This window comes from Sulfitobacter sp. L-8 (genome assembly GCF_056859255.1).
The window spans coordinates 1-18,651 of the sequence record NZ_JBSXOD010000052.1; the positions used below are offsets into that span (position 1 = coordinate 1).

Below are 18,651 nucleotides of genomic sequence, written 5' to 3' on the forward strand. Positions count from 1 at the left end.
GAAATGGTCATGCCAGGCGACAACCTGCAATTCGACGTGGAACTGATCGCTCCAATCGCGATGGAAGACGGTCTGCGCTTTGCGATCCGCGAAGGCGGCCGCACCGTTGGCGCGGGCGTTGTGTCCAAGATCATCGAATAAGCCGCTTCGGTGAGACATCTCACCGCCGGTTGAAGATACGAAAGCCGTCCCCGAGAGGGGGCGGCTTTTCTGGTTATTGGTTTTGATTACGCGAAACGGTTAAGCGCCATTTTGGTGCGTATGCAGTGTTGCGGAAATCAGCCCGGGTTTATGCTTTCCCCCTTGCCATAGCCCGCGACTCCTCCTATAGAGCCCAAGTCTCAGCGGGGCGCGTTTTTACGTGCCCCGTTTGATTTACGACAAAACGCAATGAAGGGCCGTGATGAGGCGTCTCTTCCTCTTCGTTTCACCTCCCAATGAGGGATGATGACATATGGCACAAAGCCAAAACATCCGCATCCGGCTGAAGGCGTTTGATTATCGTGTGTTGGATGCGTCCACACAAGAGATCGTCAACACCGCAAAGCGTACCGGTGCCTCTGTTCGCGGCCCGATTCCGCTGCCGAACAAGATCGAAAAATTCACTGTTCTACGTGGCCCCCACGTTGACAAGAAATCCCGTGACCAGTTCGAAATCCGCACGCACAAGCGTCTGCTGGATATCGTTGATCCGACCCCCCAGACCGTGGATGCGCTGATGAAGCTCGACCTGGCCGCTGGTGTGGACGTCGAGATCAAGCTGCAGTCATAAGCGTAGGAGGGTAATAATATGTTGCGCTCAGGCGTTATTGCAAAAAAGATGGGCATGACCCGTTTGTTCATGGAAGACGGTAAGCAGATTCCTGTGACCGTTCTTCAGCTCGACAAACTTCAGGTTGTGGCTCAGCGTACCATCGAACGGGACGGCTACACAGCGGTTCAGCTCGGCGCGGGTACAGCCAAGGTTAAACGGACATCGGCACCTATGCGTGGTCACTTTGCTGCGGCAAAGGTTGAACCGAAGCGCAAGGTTGCGGAATTCCGCATTGACCCCGAAGCCATGTTGAATGTCGGCGAAGAAATCATCGCCGACCATTACTTTGCTGGTCAGTATGTTGACGTTGCAGGCACCTCCATCGGTAAAGGTTTTGCCGGTGCGATGAAACGCCACAACTTTGGCGGTCTGCGTGCGACACACGGTGTTTCGATCTCGCACCGTTCGCACGGTTCGACAGGTCAGTGTCAGGATCCAGGCAAGGTTTTCAAAGGCAAGAAAATGGCCGGTCACATGGGTGCTGCCCGTGTCACCACTCAGAACCTCGAAGTTGTCAAAACCGACAGCGCACGTGGTTTGATCATGGTCAAAGGTGCCGTACCTGGGTCGAAAGGTGGCTGGGTGACTGTTAAGGACGCGGTGAAGAAGCCGTTCCCAGACAGCGCAATCGTACCTGCCGCTCTGCGCTCCGCCGCCGAAAAAGCTTCCAAAGCCGCTGAAGAAGCCGCCGCCGCAGCAGCGGCAGAGGCCGAAGCAGAAGCCAAGCGTTTGGCTGAAGAGCAAGCCGCAACGGAAGCCGCAGCACTTGCGGAAGCCGAAGCATCCATTGACTCGGACAAAGCCGAAGCTGGTGATCAAAGCGAGACTTTGGACGAGACCAAGAAGGAAGGTGACGAATGAAACTTGATGTCATCAAACTCGACGGCGGCGCAGCCGGTTCGGTAGACCTGGACGAGGCCCTGTTCGGTCTTGAGCCACGCGCCGACATTCTGCACCGTGTCGTCCGCTGGCAGCGTAACAACGCGCAGCAGGGTACGCACAAGGTCAAGACACGGTCCGAGGTCAGCTATTCGACCAAGAAGATCTATCGCCAGAAAGGCACCGGCGGCGCACGCCACGGCGCACGTTCTGCACCGATCTTTCGTTCGGGTGGTATCTACAAGGGTCCAACCCCACGTAGCCACGGCCATGAACTGACCAAGAAGTTCCGCAAACTGGGTCTGCGCCACGCTTTGTCTTCGAAGGCAAAGACCGGCAACCTGGTTATCATCGACGATGTTACATCCGATGGGAAAACCGCAGCACTGGCCAAGCAGGTTAAAAACCTCGGCTGGAAACGCGCTTTGATCATTGACGGCGCGTCTGTGAACGAAAACTTCTTGCAAGCCGCGCGCAACATCGAAGGGCTGGATATCCTGCCAACGATGGGTGCAAACGTCTATGACATCCTCAAGCGTGATACACTTGTTATCACCAAGGCGGGGATCGAAGCACTGGAGGCCCGTTTGAAATGAGCACCAAGCACCAACATTACGATGTGATCCGCAAGCCGATCATCACCGAAAAAGCGACAATGGCGTCTGAACACAACGCCGTCGTTTTCGAAGTCACGATGGCGAGCAACAAGCCCATGATCAAAGAAGCTGTCGAGGCTCTCTTTGGCGTAAAGGTGAAGGCTGTGAACACCTCCATCACCAAGGGCAAGGCAAAGCGTTTCCGTGGCCAGATGGGCCGTCGGAAAGACGTCAAAAAGGCTTATGTCACGCTCGAAGAGGGTAACTCCATCGACGTGAGCACCGGGCTGTAAACCAACCCTGGATCGACCGAATTAGAAGGCCCTTCGCAACATGCGGGGGGCCTTTTTTCGTTTTGGTGTGTCTACGGTAATCAATGCACCGCCCTCGCGTCGCGCACCGGCGCAGACGCGGCCGCGGTTTCATTTACACGAGCTATATCCAAAGTATGGGGAACCATTCATGGCAAAACTGCGTTTGCTAAAAACGAACTTGTGACTTGAGACTGCGGCGTCACCTAGGGGCCCGTTGGTACTGGTCGGCTTTTCCAGATAGGGCGAACGATGACAAAAACCGACCGCAATGCAGCCGCCTCCCGATTCAAACATGCCAAGAACCTTGACGATGTTGATCCGCAGGACTTTGCCTGGGCCGTGCCGATCATGCGGGCGGGATACGCAGGCCGCTCTCTGGTCTATCTGGTTGTTGCCGGCGTGTCGCTTTGGTCCATCTTCAAAGGCGGTGAGGCCGAAGGCACCAAATCGGCCATGCAGTCTTTGGATGGTCCAGTTGGTGTAATAACGATAATCGTAATCGCCGTAGGGCTTTTCGCCTATGCCGTATGGCGCCTGATTGACAGCTTCTGGGATCTGGAGGCTTACGGCACGTCGGCAAAAGGTATCATCGCCCGAATTGGTATGGTGGTCACCGGGGTTGTACACGCGGCGATTGGGGTTATCGCGATCACCGCTTTGGGATATGCTTCCTCCGGATCTCAGGGGCAGAAACTCCTGTCTGATTTCATGCAAAGCACGTTGGGTTCGTGGGTAGTGACTATCGCTGGTCTGCTCACTGTCGCGACGGGAATATACTATTTTTACAAGGCAATATCGCAGAACTACCGTGACCACCTTCAGGCCAACCATTTTACGATGCACTGGAACTTTCTGTTGAGGGCGGGCTTGGCAGCGCAAGGCGCGGCGGTGATGATCATCGGCGGTCTGATCGCGTATTCCGGACTAAGCTCCAATTCGTCGGGGGCCGGGGGCCTTGGTACTGCGTTTGATTGGCTCAAAGACCAGGCATTCGGGAATATCCTGGTAATTTTGCTTTGTATCGGTCTGTTGGGGTTTGCTCTGTTTTGTATGGTGAACGCGTTCTACCGCATTATCCCAAAAGCTGCCGACCCGTCTGTCGAAAGCATGGCATACAAGGTGCGGCAACTGGCGTCATAGGCGTGCAGTGAGACTGCGGCACAGTAGCTTTTGACAGCGCGATAGCGGGCATTCACGGCGGGGTATTGCACGAACGGGCCATGCGCAGCGACTAATGCGGCCTAGCGCCTTGACGCTTGCCTCATCCTCCCCTAAACGACCCCATCGGCATCGCCCCGGATTCGTCCGGGGCTGTGTTGTTTTGCGGTACGGTCGATCATGTCGGCCTGACGCGCGCTGATGGGGCAGACGATAATCCGCCCGTATCAATATAATTTGGGACCTTCGGGGCCCTATAACCATCTCGGCGTCATCACAGCGACGTCGGGGCCAAGCAAAACGGAAGACAGAGAACATGGCACTCAAGTCGTATAAACCGACGACGCCAGGCCAGCGCGGGCTGGTACTGATCGACCGTTCGGAGCTTTGGAAAGGTCGCCCAGTCAAGGCCCTCACAGAGGGTCTTAGCAAATCGGGCGGACGGAACAACACCGGACGGATCACAATGCGTCGCACAGGCGGTGGGGCAAAGCGCCTTTACCGTATCGTCGATTTCAAGCGCAACAAGCTGGACATGTCCGCGGTTGTCGCACGGATCGAATATGACCCTAACCGGACCGCATTCATCGCACTGATCCAGTACGAAGATGGCGAACAGGCGTACATCCTTGCACCGCAGCGTATTGCTGTCGGCGACAAGGTCATTGCTTCGGCCAAGGCCGATATCAAGCCTGGTAACGCTATGCCATTCTCGGGCATGCCTATCGGTACAATCGTTCACAACATCGAAATGAAGCCAGGCAAGGGCGGCCAGATCGCACGCGCCGCCGGTACCTATGCACAGTTCGTAGGCCGTGATGGTGGATACGCTCAGATCCGTTTGTCCTCGGGCGAACTGCGTCTGGTGCGTCAGGAATGTATGGCCACCGTTGGTGCCGTATCGAACCCTGACAACTCCAACCAGAATTACGGTAAAGCGGGCCGCATGCGTCACAAGGGCATCCGCCCTTCGGTACGTGGTGTTGTTATGAACCCGATCGATCACCCACATGGTGGTGGTGAAGGCCGTACATCGGGTGGTCGCCACCCTGTTACGCCTTGGGGCAAGCCGACTAAGGGTGCAAAAACCCGGAACAAGAACAAAGCGTCCAGCAAGCTTATCCTACGCTCGCGCCACGCCAAGAAGAAGGGGCGTTAATAGATGTCTCGTTCAGTATGGAAAGGTCCTTTTGTTGACTCTTATGTCCTCAAGAAGGCCGAAGCCTCCCGCGAAAGCGGTCGTAGCGAAGTGATCAAGATCTGGTCGCGCCGTTCAACGATCCTGCCACAGTTTGTTGGCTTGACGTTCGGTGTGTACAATGGTCACAAGCATATCCCAGTAAACGTCAGCGAAGAAATGATCGGTCAGAAGTTTGGTGAATATTCGCCAACTCGCACCTATTATGGTCACGCAGCCGACAAAAAAGCGAAGCGGAAATAAGCCATGAGCAAGGATAAAAATCCCCGCCGCGTGGCCGACAACGAAGCCCGTGCAAAACTGCGCATGCTTCGCACAAGCCCGCAGAAACTGAACCTCGTCGCCGCAATGATCCGTGGCAAGAAGGTAGAAAAGGCCCTGACGGACCTGACCTTCTCGAAAAAGCGGGTCGCACAGGATGTGAAGAAGTGCCTTCAGTCCGCCATTGCGAACGGCGAAAACAACCACAACCTTGACGTGGATGAACTGGTCGTTGCCGAAGCTTACGTTGGCAAGAACCTGATCATGAAGCGTGGTCGTCCACGTGCGCGTGGCCGTTTCGGCAAGATCATCAAGCCGTTTTCGGAAATCACGATCGTCGTGCGTCAAGTTGAGGAGCAAGCATAATGGGTAATAAAGTTAACCCGATCGGTATGCGTCTTCAGGTCAACCGCACCTGGGACAGCCGCTGGTACGCCGATACGAAGGATTATGGTGATCTTCTTCTCGAAGACCTTGCCATCCGTGCCTTCATCAAGAAAGAATGTGCACAGGCCGGTATCGCCCGTGTGATCATCGAACGCCCACACAAGAAGTGCCGTGTCACGATCCACACAGCACGCCCCGGTGTGATCATTGGTAAAAAAGGTGCAGACATCGAAGGTCTGCGTCAGAAAATCGCCAAGATCACCAAGTCTGACCTGCACCTCAACATCGTTGAAGTTCGCAAGCCAGAACTGGACGCAGCCCTTGTTGGTGAATCCATCGCACAGCAGCTGGAACGCCGGGTCTCTTTCCGTCGCGCCATGAAGCGTGCGGTTCAGAACGCCATGCGTATGGGTGCCCTTGGTATCCGTGTAAACGTTGCTGGCCGTCTGGGTGGTGCAGAAATCGCGCGTACCGAATGGTACCGTGAAGGCCGCGTGCCGCTTCACACTCTGCGTGCCGACATCGATTATGCGCACGTTGAAGCGTCAACTGCTTACGGCATCATCGGGATCAAGACCTGGATCTTCAAAGGCGAGATCATGGAACATGACCCGGCTGCACGTGACCGCAAGGCACAAGAAATGCAAGACGGACCAGCACCACGCGGTGCCGGCGGTCGGCGTTAAAGGGGGAATGAAAGATGCTACAACCAAAGCGTACGAAATTCCGCAAGCAGCACAAAGGCAAGATCAAGGGTCTGGCAAAGGGCGGGTCTGACCTGAACTTTGGTACATTTGGCCTGAAAGCGTTGGAGCCCGAGCGGGTTACAGCACGTCAGATCGAAGCCGCACGTCGTGCCATGACGCGTCACATGAAGCGTCAAGGTCGTGTCTGGATTCGGATTTTCCCGGATCTGCCAGTCACATCGAAGCCTACCGAAGTCCGTATGGGTAAAGGTAAAGGTTCCGTTGATTACTGGGCATGCCGCGTGAAGCCGGGCCGTGTGATGTTCGAAATCGACGGTGTCGGTGAAGACGTTGCGCACGAAGCCCTGCGTCTGGCCGCGATGAAGCTGCCAATCAAAACACGGGTAGTGGTCCGCGAGGACTGGTAACCAACGCTCCGGCCAAAGCCGGAACAGTTGTCACGGAACCGAGATAGTTCAAAGAACTGCCTGTCCCGTCCCCGCGAAAAAGACCCCCCGCTGAGTGATCAGCGGGGGGTTTTCTACTTTTAGACGGAAATAGCAGTCGAAGTTTATGAACGCCAATTTTCAGGGGTTATCTTGAACATGAAAAATTGTGGCTTTCAAAAATAGCACGACAAGCCTTCTCAAACGGCGTGACCTATGGGGTGCGAATAAAGCGTGCGAAGATAGTCCAATGCCCAAAGCGGGTTGTTTGAGACATGCGGGGGCTTTCGATCAAACTAAATGGTCGAGCGTTTTCCTTCTGAAACTGCCATTGCCGTTTCAAAAGTCAGAGTTCTGGACGTCGGCGCGCCGAGGAAGACTTTTTCACTCACCCTTTGATCGGGTCGCGACGAACCGAGCAGGCTGTCGCGCTTACTGGCCAAGGCAGGTCAGTGGGTCTAAGGTGATGGGAAGACCACCCCCCAGACAAAGGTCACCCCCATGAAGCAAGTGCCTAAGCCCACCACCGACCAAGATCTCATTCAACAGTTCCTTAACAAAGGTGGCACCATCAAGAAGGGCAAGACCAAGCCGATGCCGGATGATCTGGGTCTGTCCAACAATCAGTGGGGCAATAAGCTGACCAAAGAGGAAAAGGCCGCGATCAAAGAGCAAGAGGCGGCGCGCAAGGCAACGCCGCCCAAACGGGGTTAACCCCAGGCGTAGTTGAACGACACCGAGATGCGGTCCTCTTCGGCCATGTTCATCGGTACTTCGTGGCGCAGCCAGCTTTCCCACAGCAACACATCCCCGACGACCGGCTTGGCATAGACGAACTGACGCATTTCTTTCGGAGCGTCTTTCAAACGGCCGGGGGCTGCCATCATCATCGGCAGGCGCGGGTCTTCGAACTTGAGCGCACTGGTGCCTTCGGGCATCGCCACATAGGTCGTGCCGGAAATTACCGAATGCGGGTGAATATGCGCGGTGTGGATACCGCCTTCGGGAAGGATGTTTATCCAGATGTCCTCTAGCTTCAACTTTCGACCGTCCAGATCAAATGCCAAGTCCTTGGCAAAGGCTTGGACGTGTTTGTCCAGCGACTTTTTCACCGTCTTGAAGATGGGAAAGCGCCAAGGTAGGTCGGTAAGCGACGCATAGCTTGTATAGCCGGGGAAATCGTTTTGGTCGCACCATTCCTGTCCGGCCTCGTCATCTTCGGCGATGGACAGGCACGCGGCCGAAAGCTCTGACGGATCGACGGGCTTGCCGTGTTCGGACAAGGGCGCGCGGTACAGGCGGGTGACGAAAAGGGAATCTATTTGTGACATGTGGCATCTCTTACAGGAGGCGGGACAGGGTGGCGATAGGTTTTGCGCAAAGGTTACTTGCCATTCGTGTGCTACGGCTATAGAGGAACCTTTCACATGAACTCCACCAGAATCATGGTCACCCATAAGGGGCCTACTGGTGATGTCGAAAGGAACAGGCGATGAACGCCAAGGAACTGCACGACAAGACGCCGGATCAACTCCGCGATGAGCTTGTTAACCTGAAAAAAGAATCCTTCAACCTGCGCTTTCAGCAAGCCACCGGCCAGTTGGAAAACCCTGCGCGTTTGAAGACCGTCAAGCGTGACGTCGCACGTGTTAAAACCGTTCTCAATCAGAAAGCCGCTGCTGCGGCTTCTGCTGAATAATAGGAGCCTGAGAGTATGCCCAAACGTATCCTGACAGGCACCGTGACAAGCGATGCCAACGAGCAAACAGTAACCGTTTCCGTAGAGCGTCGCTTTACACACCCGGTTCTGAAGAAAACCATCCGTAAGTCCAAGAAATACCGGGCGCACGATGAGAACAACACATTCAAGGTGGGCGACAGCGTTCGCATCATCGAATGTGCACCAAAGTCGAAAACCAAGCGTTGGGAAGTACTGCAAGCCGCCGAGGCTTAAGGTACAACTTGGACGCGCCGATACCTCTTTCCCTTGACTCTAGCGGGGAGAGGGGTCAAAGGCACGGACGAGAAGCTGATTATCAGCTGACCAATATAATCGAAACCCTGGGGTACGGGCACGCATCGCCCCCCAGAAGGTCGGGAGAAACCAAATGATCCAGATGCAGACCAACCTGGATGTTGCTGACAACAGCGGCGCGCGCCGTGTTCAGTGCATCAAGGTACTGGGTGGTTCCAAGCGTAAATACGCATCCGTCGGCGACATCATCGTCGTGTCGGTCAAGGAAGCCATCCCTCGCGGTCGTGTGAAAAAGGGTGACGTGCGTAAAGCCGTCGTCGTTCGCACTGCCAAGGAAGTTCGTCGTGATGATGGCACAGCCATCCGTTTCGATCGTAACGCCGCCGTAATCCTGAACAACAACAACGAGCCCGTAGGTACACGTATCTTCGGACCAGTTGTTCGCGAACTGCGCGCCAAAAACTTCATGAAGATTATTTCGCTTGCGCCGGAGGTGCTGTAATGGCTGCTAAACTTCGCAAAGGTGACAAAGTCATCGTGCTTGCTGGCAAGGACAAGGGCAAGACGGGATCGATCTCGTCCGTTGACCCTAAGGCCAACAAAGCAATCGTAGATGGTATCAACATGGCAATCCGCGCCACGCGTCAGTCCCAGACGTCGCAGGGCGGTCGTATTCCCAAGGCGATGCCGATCGACCTGAGCAACCTGTCGCTGGTTGATGCCAACGGCAAAGCAACACGTGTCGGATTCAAGGTTGAGGGCGACAAGAAAGTCCGCTTCGCAAAAACCACGGGGGACGTGATCGATGCTTGATAACGCAACTTACACACCCCGCCTGAAGGGCGTTTACAACGACACGATCCGTGCCGCTCTCAAGGAAGAGTTCAGCTACAAGAACGAAATGCAGATCCCTCGTCTGGACAAAATCGTTCTGAACATCGGCTGTGGTGCTGAAGCTGTCCGTGACAGCAAGAAAGCCAAATCCGCTCAGGAAGATCTGACAACGATTGCTGGTCAAAAGGCCATGACAACCATTGCCAAGAAATCCATTGCTGGTTTCCGCGTCCGCGAAGAAATGCCGTTGGGTGCGAAAGTAACCCTGCGCGGTGACCGGATGTATGAATTCCTGGATCGTCTGATCACGATTGCAATGCCTCGTATCCGCGACTTCCGCGGCATCAACGGCAAGAGCTTCGACGGCCGTGGCAACTATGCCATGGGCTTGAAAGAGCACATCGTGTTCCCGGAAATCGACTTTGATAAAGTGGATGAAACCTGGGGAATGGACATCGTGATCGCCACCACGGCGAAAACCGACGCTGAAGCGAAGGCATTGTTGAAAGCATTCAACATGCCCTTCAACTCATAAGCGCGGGAAGGATTTAGATATGGCTAAGAAATCCATGATCGAGCGCGAAAAGAAGCGCGAAGCACTGGTCAAGAAGTACGCTGCAAAGCGTGCCGCCTTGAAAGAGATCGTAAGCGACGAATCCAAGCCGATGGAAGAGCGTTTCCGCGCTTCCCTGAAGCTGGCAAAGCTGCCTCGCAACTCCAGCGCTGTGCGTCTGCACAACCGCTGCCAGCTGACAGGCCGCCCACACGCTTATTATCGTAAACTGAAAATTTCGCGGATCGCGTTGCGGGATCTTGGCTCAAGCGGCCAAATCCCCGGCATGGTCAAGTCGAGCTGGTAAGGAGCGCATCACATGAACGATCCTATCGCAGATATGCTGACACGCATCCGTAACTCTTCGATGCGCGGTAAATCCACAGTCATGACCCCAGCCTCCAAGCTGCGTGCATGGGTGCTGGATGTGCTTGCGGACGAAGGTTACATCCGTGGCTATGAAAAGGTCACGGGCACCGACGGCCATCCCGCACTCGAAATCAGCCTCAAGTACTACGAGGGCGAACCTGTAATTCGTGAGTTGAAGCGGGTTTCCAAGCCCGGTCGTCGCGTTTACATGGGCGTACATGACATTCCCGTTGTCCGTCAGGGCCTCGGTGTGTCGATTGTCTCCACCCCGAAGGGTGTGATGTCGGATCAGAATGCACGGCACGCCAACGTTGGCGGCGAAGTGCTCTGCACCGTATTCTAAGGAGAGCAAAATGTCTCGTATTGGTAAAAAACCGGTCGACCTGCCAAGCGGTGTTTCAGCATCCGTCAGCGGCCAGACCATCGAAGTCAAAGGCCCGAAGGGAACCCGTTCCTTCAAAGCCACTGATGACGTTACATTGACCGTTGAAGACAACGTGGTCACCATCACACCACGCGGTAAATCCAAGCGCGCGCGTCAGCAGTGGGGCATGAGCCGCACCATGGTGCGTAACCTGGTTACCGGCGTCAGCGACGGTTTCAAGAAAGAGCTTGAGATCCAGGGTGTTGGTTATCGTGCTGCCATGAACGGCAACACTTTGAAACTGAACCTGGGTCTATCGCATGACGTTGACTATGTCCCGCCAGCCGGTGTGACAGTCACAGCACCGAAACAGACCGAGATTGTGGTTGAAGGCATTGACGAACAGCTTGTTGGTCAAGTCGCTGCGAACATTCGCGCTTGGCGTAAACCAGAGCCCTACAAGGGCAAAGGCATCCGCTATAAGGGTGAGTTCATCTTCCGCAAAGAAGGCAAGAAGAAGTAAGGATAGCTCAGATGGCAAACAGCAAAAGACAACTGTTTCTGAAACGCCGCCTGCGCGTTCGGAACAAACTTCGCCGGGTCAACGCAGGGCGTCTTCGCCTTTCCGTTCACCGTTCGAACAAAAACATCAGCGCCCAGCTGATCGACGACGTAAACGGGGTCACTTTGGCTTCTGCTTCGTCGCTCGAAAAAGATCTGGGTGTTGTTGGAAAGAACAACGTCGAAGCAGCGGCTAAAGTCGGGACGGCAATTGCCGATCGCGCGATCAAAGCCGGTGTGACCGAGGCGTACTTTGACCGGGGCGGCTTTCTGTTCCACGGCAAGGTCAAAGCTTTGGCAAACGCAGCCCGCGAAGGCGGCCTGAAGATCTAACTTAGAGCAGGCGGCGCCGATTACGTGCCGCCTCGATGATCCGGGGGCCTTCAGGGGACCCACCAGGATTGACAAAATGACGCGCGCAAGCGCCGAACCCAAAAGGATGATGCCGCATGGCAAGAGATGACAACCGAGGTGGTAACCGCCGCAACCAACGCGACGAAACCCCTGAATTCGCCGACCGCCTAGTCGCGATCAACCGCGTTTCCAAGACCGTTAAGGGTGGTAAGCGCTTTGGCTTCGCCGCACTCGTCGTCGTTGGCGACCAGAAAGGCCGCGTAGGCTTTGGCAAAGGTAAAGCGAAAGAGGTTCCTGAAGCCATTCGCAAAGCCACAGAGCAGGCCAAGCGCCAGATGATCCGCGTTCAGCTGCGCGAAGGCCGGACACTTCACCACGACATGGAAGGCCGCCATGGTGCCGGTAAAGTGGTTATGCGGACAGCGCCAGAAGGTACCGGTATCATCGCCGGTGGTCCAATGCGTGCCGTTTTCGAAATGCTGGGCATCAAGGACGTTGTGTCCAAGTCCATCGGTTCGCAGAACCCATACAACATGATCCGCGCCACAATGGACGGCTTGAAGAAAGAATCTTCCCCACGCGCTGTCGCTCAGCGTCGCGGTAAGAAGGTTGCCGACATCCTGCCAAAGCGTGACGACCATGTTGAATCGTCCGCACAATTGGCTGAGGAGGCGTAATCATGGCCAAGACTATCGTGATCAAGCAGGTTGGTTCGCCAATCCGTCGCCCCGCCAAACAGCGTGCTACGCTGATCGGCTTGGGCCTTAACAAAATGCACCGTGTACGCGAGCTGGAAGACACACCTTCCGTCCGCGGCATGATCCGCTCGATCTCTCACATGGTGGAGATCGTTGAGGAAAAAGGCTAAACGGCCGTTGCCTTAGCACAGGGTTCGATTTTTTGTAATTCGGGCAATTAGATTAAACGCCTCGCAGGAAACTGCGGGGCGTTTTGTTGAGGGAGATGCTTTGACTTCAGTTAACATCGCTTTAACCTATAGGTTGTGTTGCAATATGCATTCACACTTATAAGCAAGGAATGTAGGTGATGAGAATCGCATTTGGCTCTTTTTCTTTCTTTGTTCTGATCAACATGGTTGGCCTTCCCGTGAATGCTGCCTCATCAATGATGATTTCCAATCCCGCCACGAACATTGAACATGGCGGGGGATGTAGAAAATCATCACCCCCCGGCAAGTGCTGCCATGGTGGATCTCAGCCGGTCCACTGTCACTGATACCTCTTTTACAAGCCTGATGACCCGACCGCTTTGGGGGAACGGCGGACCGGTGTGGCTCACGACACCTTCACGGCTTGATTACTTCGCTGGGGATGGCTATACGCCCCCAGTGGCCAGTAATTGCCACAAGAATCATGAAACGCCGCGTTTGACCACTCCCGTCGCTGGGGGTCACATCCGGCAAAAGGAGAAGCGACATGAAACTGCATGAACTGTCTGATAACGAAGGTGCCACCAAGAAGCGCAAGCGCGTTGGCCGTGGTCCGGGTTCCGGCACCGGTAAAATGGGTGGCCGTGGTATCAAAGGTCAGAAATCCCGTTCGGGTGTGGCGATCAACGGCTACGAAGGCGGTCAGATGCCCTTGTACCAGCGTCTGCCCAAGCGTGGCTTTACCAAGCCGAACCGTAAATCCTACGCCGTTGTAAACCTGGGCCTGATCCAGAAATTCATCGACGCGAAAAAGATCGATGGTTCTGCCGCGATTACTGAAGATGCCTTGATTGCATCCGGTCTTGTGCGCCGCAAACTGGACGGTATCCGCGTTCTGGCAAAGGGCGACTTTTCCGCCAAAGTCGACTTGCAGGTTTCCGGCGCATCCAAGTCAGCGATCGAGGCAGTAGAAAAGGCCGGCGGCAAGCTGACTGTTTCTACACCTGTGGCGGCTGACGCAAACGCGTAACCTTAGCCTTTTGGCTTGTGAGCGGGCGACGACCCGCTTACATAGACAATCGAGTTTTCCCAAATGCCGCCCGCCGGAAAACGGCTCGGGCGGCGTTTTTGCAAAGAAAGAGCCTCTACAATGGTATCAGCCGTCGAAAGTATGGCCGCCAACACCAGTTGGTCCGCGTTGGGTAAGGCGACAGACCTGCGCAACCGGATTTTGTTTACACTGGGTTTGTTGATCGTTTATCGCCTTGGCACCTTCATTCCGGTCCCCGGAATTGACGGCACCGCCCTTCGCCAGTTTATGGAAAGTGCAGGGCAGGGCATCGGCGGCATGGTTTCCATGTTCACGGGTGGCGCGTTGGGGCGGATGGGCATTTTCGCCCTTGGTATCATGCCCTACATCTCGGCCTCTATTATCATTCAGCTTATGACCTCGATGGTGCCTTCGCTTGAGCAGCTCAAGAAAGAAGGCGAGCAGGGCCGCAAGAAGATCAACCAATATACGCGTTATGGTACCGTGGCTCTGGCTACGCTACAGGCTTATGGTCTGGCCGTTTCGCTGGAAGCAGGCGATATCGCCGCCGATCCGGGGATGTATTTCCGAATCGCAAGCATGATCACGCTCGTTGGCGGGACCATGTTCCTGATGTGGCTGGGTGAACAGATTACCGCCCGCGGTATCGGCAACGGCATTTCTCTTATCATCTTCGTCGGCATCATCGCGGAAGTTCCGGCCGCAATCGCGCAGTTCTTCTCATCCGGGCGTTCCGGGGCGATCAGCCCCGCTGTGATTGTCGGCGTTCTGGTCATGGTGATCGTGACGATCATGTTCGTGGTCTTCATGGAGCGCGCGCTGCGAAAGATTCACATTCAATACCCACGCCGCCAGGTTGGGCAAAAGATGTACGACGGCGGGTCGTCCCACTTGCCGATCAAGGTCAACCCGGCGGGCGTTATCCCGGCTATTTTCGCCAGCTCTTTGTTGCTCTTGCCGATTACGATCAGCACCTTTTCGGGGAATTCTACCGGTCCGATCATGTCGATCGTGCTTGCCAATTTTGGACCCGGACAACCGTTGTATCTGCTGTTCTTCGTATTGATGATCGTGTTTTTTGCCTATTTCTATACGTTCAACGTCAGCTTCAAGCCTGAAGAAGTGGCCGACAACCTCAAGAACCAGAATGGTTTTGTTCCCGGTATTCGCCCCGGTAAGAAAACCGCTGATTATCTGGAATACGTTGTGAACAGGGTGTTGGTGCTGGGTTCGGCGTATCTGGTAGCAGTGATGCTGTTGCCCGAGATCCTGCGAGGCCAGTTTGCGATCCCGTTCTACTTCGGCGGTACTTCTGTTTTGATCGTGGTTTCGGTCACCATGGACACCATCCAGCAGGTACAAAGTCATTTGCTTGCCCACCAGTATGAAGGTCTGCTGGAAAGATCACAGCTGCGGGGTAAGTCTGGAAAACCACGCAAAAAACGGAGCCCGGTACGTCGATGAACATTATTCTTCTAGGCCCCCCCGGCGCGGGTAAGGGAACTCAGGCGCGTCATTTGGTCGAGACGCGCAACATGGTTCAGCTTTCAACCGGCGATATGCTGCGCGAAGCCAAAGACAGCGGCACCGAGATGGGTAAAATGGTCGCAGACGTCATGGCGCGTGGCGACTTGGTCACCGACGAGATCGTCATCGGCTTGATCCGCGAGAAGCTGGAAGACCAGACCGATCATGGCGGCTTCATTTTTGACGGGTTCCCCCGGACGTTGGCGCAGGCCACTGCGCTGGATGAATTGCTAAAGGCGGCCGGAAAACCGTTGGATCACGTGATTGAACTTGGCGTCAACGACGAGGCGTTGGTCGCGCGCATCGCCGGACGGTCGACATGTGGCAATTGTGGTGAAGTCTATCACGACGTGACCAAGCCTCAGCCTGCAGATGGCAAATGCGTGAAATGTGGGTCGACCGAGTTCAAGCGCCGCGCTGATGACAACGAAGAAAGCCTGCGCAACCGTCTTATGGAATACTATAAGAAGACGTCGCCGTTGCTTGGTTACTATTATGCGCACGAGCTTCTGAGACGGGTGGATGGGCTTGCCGAAATCGACGACGTACAGGGCGATATCGCAGCCATTCTGGATGATCCAAAATAGACAAGGCTGTATTTTGGACATGAAATTGTTAAGACGTGGCCTCGGACAGGCCGCGTCTTTTCCTTAGCCCAAGTGATATGCGGATTATGGCAAATAATGTGCTGGCAGCTTTGGCAGCTTATCCCGGCCGATAAAATGCCGCAGGATAGACGGGTGTGGGTTGACGCTTCGGCGAAATACTCATAACCAGCCGTATCTCATTTGAGAATCGAATTGCAAAGGGTCACGATCAAGCCCGCGCATGAACACCTGATCAGCTGTAGCCCGATGGTATTAACGCCTCGGGCTTCACGTTGTGAAAAAAGGGTCTGGAGCAACGGACCCGCAACGAAAAAGGAAGATAACACGTGGCACGTATTGCCGGCGTAAACATCCCGACTGCAAAGCGGGTTCCAATCGCCCTCACTTATATCACCGGTATCGGCAATTCTTCGGCAGAGACGATCTGCGAAGCTGTCGGAATCGATTCCTCCCGTCGTATCAACGAACTTTCGGACGCCGAGATCCTGAAGATCCGCGAGTATATCGACGAGAATTTCACCGTAGAAGGTGATCTGCGTCGTGACACGCAGATGAACATCAAGCGTCTGATGGACCTTGGGTGCTACCGTGGCCTGCGCCACCGTCGTAACCTGCCGGTTCGTGGTCAGCGTACCCACACCAACGCTCGCACCCGCAAAGGCCCCGCTAAGGCCATTGCCGGCAAGAAGAAGTAAGGGAGGGTCTGACCAATGGCACGCGAAAAGACAAAGACGAAGCGTAAGGTTTCCAAGAACATCGCCGCAGGCGTTGCGCACGTTAACTCGAGCTTCAACAACACGAAGATCCTGATCTCTGACGTTCAGGGCAATGCAATCGCATGGTCTTCGGCTGGCACGATGGGTTTCAAAGGGTCGCGTAAATCGACACCTTATGCTGCTCAGATGGCTGCGGAAGATGTGGGCCGCAAAGCACAAGACCACGGCGTGAAAACGCTCGAGGTCGAAGTGCAGGGTCCCGGTTCAGGCCGTGAAAGCGCATTGCGCGCGTTGGCTGCTGCTGGGTTCAACATCACGTCGATCCGTGACGTGACGCCCATGGCCCACAACGGTGTTCGCCCTCCTAAGCGCCGCCGCGTCTAAGGAAATAGGTTATCGGTGGGGTCGCGTGTCAGCGCGCGGCCCCATACTGCTTTTTTGAAACCTCGGGAGTCTTTCGCCATTTGGACATGGGGCGCAGGACAGGAATGGAGGGACGTATGATCCACAAAAATTGGGCTGAATTGATCAAACCACAGCAACTGGACGTAAAACCGGGCAACGATCCGGCACGCCAGGCGACAGTGATTGCTGAACCGCTTGAGCGGGGCTTTGGTTTGACAATGGGCAACGCGCTGCGCCGCGTACTGATGTCGTCGCTTCAGGGTGCCGCCATCACTTCCGTGCAAATTGACAACGTTTTGCACGAATTTTCAAGCGTTTCGGGCGTCCGCGAAGACGTTACCGACATTGTCCTGAACCTCAAGGGTGTTTCCCTGCGCATGGAAGTTGAAGGGCCCAAGCGCCTGTCGATTTCGGCGAAGGGCCCGGGCGTTGTGACGGCAGGGGATATTTCTGAAAGCGCCGGTATCGAGATACTGAACCGCGATCACGTGATTTGTCACCTCGACGATAATGCCGACGTGTATATGGAGCTGACCGTAAACACTGGCAAAGGTTATGTCGCCGCAGACAAGAACAAGCCAGAGGATGCGCCTATTGGTTTGATCCCGATCGACGCGATCTATTCGCCGGTCAAAAAGGTTTCTTATGATGTGCAGCCTACCCGTGAGGGCCAGGTGCTGGATTATGATAAGCTGACCATGAAGATCGACACCGACGGGTCGATCACGCCGGAAGATGCAGTCGCCTTTGCGGCCCGCATCCTGCAAGATCAGTTGGGTATCTTCGTTAACTTTGACGAGCCTGAATCCGCGTCCCGTCAGGATGATGACGACGGTCTGGAATTCAACCCGCTGCTGCTCAAGAAAGTCGACGAGCTCGAGCTTTCGGTGCGTTCCGCAAATTGCCTCAAGAACGACAACATCGTTTATATCGGCGATCTGATCCAGAAGACCGAAGCCGAGATGCTGCGCACGCCGAACTTTGGTCGCAAGTCCTTGAACGAGATCAAGGAAGTGCTGTCGGGAATGGGACTGCACCTTGGCATGGACGTCGAGGACTGGCCACCCGACAACATCGAAGACCTTGCCAAGAAGTTCGAGGATTCGTTCTAAGCAATCGTGCGGTGGGGTGAAAACCCCACCCTGCGCAAGACTGGGCCACGGGGGCCCCAAGGAGAGTTGGCGCTACGCACGCCAGCCGGACAAAGTAAAACCGCCCGTAGAGGGCATTAAGTTGGAGTAAAAAAATGCGTCACGCACGTGGTTACCGCCGCCTAAACCGTACACACGAACACCGCAAGGCGTTGTTCTCGAACATGGCGGGCTCGCTCATTGAACATGAGCAGATCAAAACAACCTTGCCCAAGGCAAAAGAATTGAAGCCGATCATCGAAAAGATGATCACATTGGCGAAACGCGGCGACCTGCACGCCCGCCGTCAGGCCGCTTCCAAGCTGAAACAAGACCAGTATGTTGCTAAATTGTTCGACATTCTGGGCCCACGGTACAAAGACCGCCAGGGTGGCTATGTCCGTGTTCTGAAAGCGGGCTTCCGTTATGGTGACATGGCCCCCATGGCCATCATTGAATTCGTCGACCGTGATCGGGACGCGAAAGGCGCAAATGACAAGGCGCGCGTTGCGGCCTATGAAGTTGCCGACGACTGAAGCAACGGACCTTGATTGATTTATAAAAAGCCCCTGCATT

At 55.1% G+C, this 18,651-nt stretch carries 31 protein-coding genes; 30 read left to right on the forward strand and 1 reads right to left on the reverse strand.

Annotated features, from left to right (window positions below):
• From AC13DE_RS11775 to AC13DE_RS11830, 12 genes are all read left to right on the forward strand, one after another.
• Positions 1–141: EF-Tu C-terminal domain-related protein (locus AC13DE_RS11775; RefSeq protein ID WP_483046671.1), on the forward strand; the 141-nt coding region annotated here is incomplete at its 5' end.
• A gap of 313 nt (positions 142–454) precedes the next feature.
• Positions 455–772, forward strand: coding sequence for a 30S ribosomal protein S10 (gene rpsJ / locus AC13DE_RS11780; protein ID WP_005849850.1), 318 nt, complete (start codon positions 455–457; stop codon positions 770–772).
• 18 nt (positions 773–790) lie between these two features.
• Complete coding sequence (rplC, locus tag AC13DE_RS11785) at positions 791–1,675, forward strand: 50S ribosomal protein L3 (RefSeq protein ID WP_483047944.1); 885 nt, start codon at positions 791–793, stop codon at positions 1,673–1,675.
• The gene (rplD, locus tag AC13DE_RS11790) at positions 1,672–2,289 is read left to right on the forward strand and encodes a 50S ribosomal protein L4 (RefSeq protein WP_413851435.1); all 618 of its coding nucleotides are present in this window, start codon (positions 1,672–1,674) and stop codon (positions 2,287–2,289) included. The genes rplC and rplD overlap by 4 nt, the downstream gene beginning before the upstream one ends.
• Positions 2,286–2,582, forward strand: a complete 297-nt coding sequence (locus tag AC13DE_RS11795; RefSeq protein WP_446313965.1) for a 50S ribosomal protein L23 — start codon at positions 2,286–2,288, stop codon at positions 2,580–2,582. The genes rplD and AC13DE_RS11795 overlap by 4 nt, the downstream gene beginning before the upstream one ends.
• A 270-nt stretch (positions 2,583–2,852) precedes the next feature.
• Entirely contained in the window at positions 2,853–3,743 is an 891-nt protein-coding gene (locus tag AC13DE_RS11800; protein WP_483047945.1) for a DUF1206 domain-containing protein, read from the forward strand.
• Positions 3,744–4,077: 334 nt separating this feature from the next.
• Entirely contained in the window at positions 4,078–4,920 is an 843-nt protein-coding gene (gene rplB, locus AC13DE_RS11805) for a 50S ribosomal protein L2 (RefSeq protein ID WP_446298033.1), read from the forward strand.
• Between the two features lie 3 nt (positions 4,921–4,923).
• Positions 4,924–5,202: a 30S ribosomal protein S19 gene (rpsS, locus tag AC13DE_RS11810; protein WP_005849833.1), complete on the forward strand. Its 279-nt coding sequence runs from the start codon at positions 4,924–4,926 to the stop codon at positions 5,200–5,202.
• 3 nt (positions 5,203–5,205) lie between these two features.
• Positions 5,206–5,586 carry a 50S ribosomal protein L22 gene (rplV, locus tag AC13DE_RS11815; RefSeq protein WP_446298034.1) on the forward strand — a complete coding sequence of 127 codons (381 nt, stop codon included), beginning with the start codon at positions 5,206–5,208 and terminating at the stop codon, positions 5,584–5,586.
• Positions 5,586–6,293 (forward strand): 30S ribosomal protein S3, encoded by a 708-nt coding sequence (gene rpsC / locus AC13DE_RS11820; RefSeq protein WP_446298035.1) that lies wholly within the window; start codon positions 5,586–5,588, stop codon positions 6,291–6,293. Before rplV ends, rpsC begins: the two co-directional genes overlap by 1 nt.
• Positions 6,294–6,307: 14 nt before the next feature.
• Complete coding sequence (rplP, locus tag AC13DE_RS11825) at positions 6,308–6,721, forward strand: 50S ribosomal protein L16 (protein ID WP_446298036.1); 414 nt, start codon at positions 6,308–6,310, stop codon at positions 6,719–6,721.
• Positions 6,722–7,240: 519 nt separating this feature from the next.
• Positions 7,241–7,453: a hypothetical protein gene (locus tag AC13DE_RS11830; protein ID WP_446313967.1), complete on the forward strand. Its 213-nt coding sequence runs from the start codon at positions 7,241–7,243 to the stop codon at positions 7,451–7,453.
• On the opposite strand, the gene AC13DE_RS11835 is transcribed toward AC13DE_RS11830, so the two are convergent.
• The gene (locus AC13DE_RS11835; protein WP_483047946.1) at positions 7,450–8,070 is read right to left on the reverse strand and encodes a 2OG-Fe(II) oxygenase family protein; all 621 of its coding nucleotides are present in this window, start codon (positions 8,068–8,070) and stop codon (positions 7,450–7,452) included. The genes AC13DE_RS11830 and AC13DE_RS11835 overlap by 4 nt on opposite strands.
• A 161-nt stretch (positions 8,071–8,231) precedes the next feature.
• Here AC13DE_RS11835 and rpmC point away from each other — a divergent pair, with 161 nt between their 5' ends.
• From rpmC to rplQ, 18 genes are all read left to right on the forward strand, one after another.
• On the forward strand, positions 8,232–8,438 hold the full coding sequence (gene rpmC / locus AC13DE_RS11840; RefSeq protein ID WP_446298039.1) for a 50S ribosomal protein L29: 207 nt from the start codon (positions 8,232–8,234) through the stop codon (positions 8,436–8,438).
• Between the two features lie 15 nt (positions 8,439–8,453).
• Positions 8,454–8,693 (forward strand): 30S ribosomal protein S17, encoded by a 240-nt coding sequence (gene rpsQ, locus AC13DE_RS11845; protein WP_008224956.1) that lies wholly within the window; start codon positions 8,454–8,456, stop codon positions 8,691–8,693.
• Between the two features lie 154 nt (positions 8,694–8,847).
• Positions 8,848–9,216 carry a 50S ribosomal protein L14 gene (rplN, locus tag AC13DE_RS11850; RefSeq protein ID WP_007118848.1) on the forward strand — a complete coding sequence of 123 codons (369 nt, stop codon included), beginning with the start codon at positions 8,848–8,850 and terminating at the stop codon, positions 9,214–9,216.
• Positions 9,216–9,527, forward strand: coding sequence for a 50S ribosomal protein L24 (gene rplX, locus AC13DE_RS11855; protein WP_446298040.1), 312 nt, complete (start codon positions 9,216–9,218; stop codon positions 9,525–9,527). The genes rplN and rplX overlap by 1 nt, the downstream gene beginning before the upstream one ends.
• On the forward strand, positions 9,520–10,083 hold the full coding sequence (rplE, locus tag AC13DE_RS11860; RefSeq protein ID WP_446298041.1) for a 50S ribosomal protein L5: 564 nt from the start codon (positions 9,520–9,522) through the stop codon (positions 10,081–10,083). Before rplX ends, rplE begins: the two co-directional genes overlap by 8 nt.
• A 19-nt stretch (positions 10,084–10,102) precedes the next feature.
• Complete coding sequence (gene rpsN, locus AC13DE_RS11865) at positions 10,103–10,408, forward strand: 30S ribosomal protein S14 (RefSeq protein ID WP_005849808.1); 306 nt, start codon at positions 10,103–10,105, stop codon at positions 10,406–10,408.
• 12 nt (positions 10,409–10,420) lie between these two features.
• Entirely contained in the window at positions 10,421–10,813 is a 393-nt protein-coding gene (gene rpsH / locus AC13DE_RS11870) for a 30S ribosomal protein S8 (RefSeq protein WP_483047947.1), read from the forward strand.
• A 10-nt stretch (positions 10,814–10,823) separates the two neighbouring features.
• On the forward strand, positions 10,824–11,357 hold the full coding sequence (gene rplF, locus AC13DE_RS11875) for a 50S ribosomal protein L6 (protein ID WP_446298043.1): 534 nt from the start codon (positions 10,824–10,826) through the stop codon (positions 11,355–11,357).
• Positions 11,358–11,368: 11 nt separating this feature from the next.
• Positions 11,369–11,728: a 50S ribosomal protein L18 gene (gene rplR / locus AC13DE_RS11880; RefSeq protein WP_446298044.1), complete on the forward strand. Its 360-nt coding sequence runs from the start codon at positions 11,369–11,371 to the stop codon at positions 11,726–11,728.
• A 116-nt stretch (positions 11,729–11,844) separates the two neighbouring features.
• On the forward strand, positions 11,845–12,426 hold the full coding sequence (gene rpsE, locus AC13DE_RS11885; protein WP_446298045.1) for a 30S ribosomal protein S5: 582 nt from the start codon (positions 11,845–11,847) through the stop codon (positions 12,424–12,426).
• Positions 12,427–12,428: 2 nt separating this feature from the next.
• Entirely contained in the window at positions 12,429–12,617 is a 189-nt protein-coding gene (gene rpmD / locus AC13DE_RS11890; protein ID WP_446298046.1) for a 50S ribosomal protein L30, read from the forward strand.
• A gap of 568 nt (positions 12,618–13,185) precedes the next feature.
• Positions 13,186–13,668, forward strand: coding sequence for a 50S ribosomal protein L15 (gene rplO / locus AC13DE_RS11895; RefSeq protein ID WP_446313969.1), 483 nt, complete (start codon positions 13,186–13,188; stop codon positions 13,666–13,668).
• A gap of 120 nt (positions 13,669–13,788) precedes the next feature.
• The gene (gene secY, locus AC13DE_RS11900) at positions 13,789–15,153 is read left to right on the forward strand and encodes a preprotein translocase subunit SecY (RefSeq protein ID WP_446298048.1); all 1,365 of its coding nucleotides are present in this window, start codon (positions 13,789–13,791) and stop codon (positions 15,151–15,153) included.
• A complete protein-coding gene (locus AC13DE_RS11905; RefSeq protein ID WP_446298049.1) occupies positions 15,150–15,803 on the forward strand; it encodes an adenylate kinase in 654 nt (217 codons plus the stop codon). Before secY ends, AC13DE_RS11905 begins: the two co-directional genes overlap by 4 nt.
• Before the next feature lie 347 nt (positions 15,804–16,150).
• On the forward strand, positions 16,151–16,519 hold the full coding sequence (gene rpsM / locus AC13DE_RS11910) for a 30S ribosomal protein S13 (protein WP_446298050.1): 369 nt from the start codon (positions 16,151–16,153) through the stop codon (positions 16,517–16,519).
• A gap of 15 nt (positions 16,520–16,534) precedes the next feature.
• Positions 16,535–16,924, forward strand: coding sequence for a 30S ribosomal protein S11 (gene rpsK, locus AC13DE_RS11915; RefSeq protein WP_446298051.1), 390 nt, complete (start codon positions 16,535–16,537; stop codon positions 16,922–16,924).
• A gap of 116 nt (positions 16,925–17,040) precedes the next feature.
• Positions 17,041–18,057: a DNA-directed RNA polymerase subunit alpha gene (locus AC13DE_RS11920; protein ID WP_446298052.1), complete on the forward strand. Its 1,017-nt coding sequence runs from the start codon at positions 17,041–17,043 to the stop codon at positions 18,055–18,057.
• Between the two features lie 134 nt (positions 18,058–18,191).
• Entirely contained in the window at positions 18,192–18,611 is a 420-nt protein-coding gene (gene rplQ / locus AC13DE_RS11925; RefSeq protein WP_446298053.1) for a 50S ribosomal protein L17, read from the forward strand.
• Positions 18,612–18,651 lie beyond the last annotated feature (40 nt).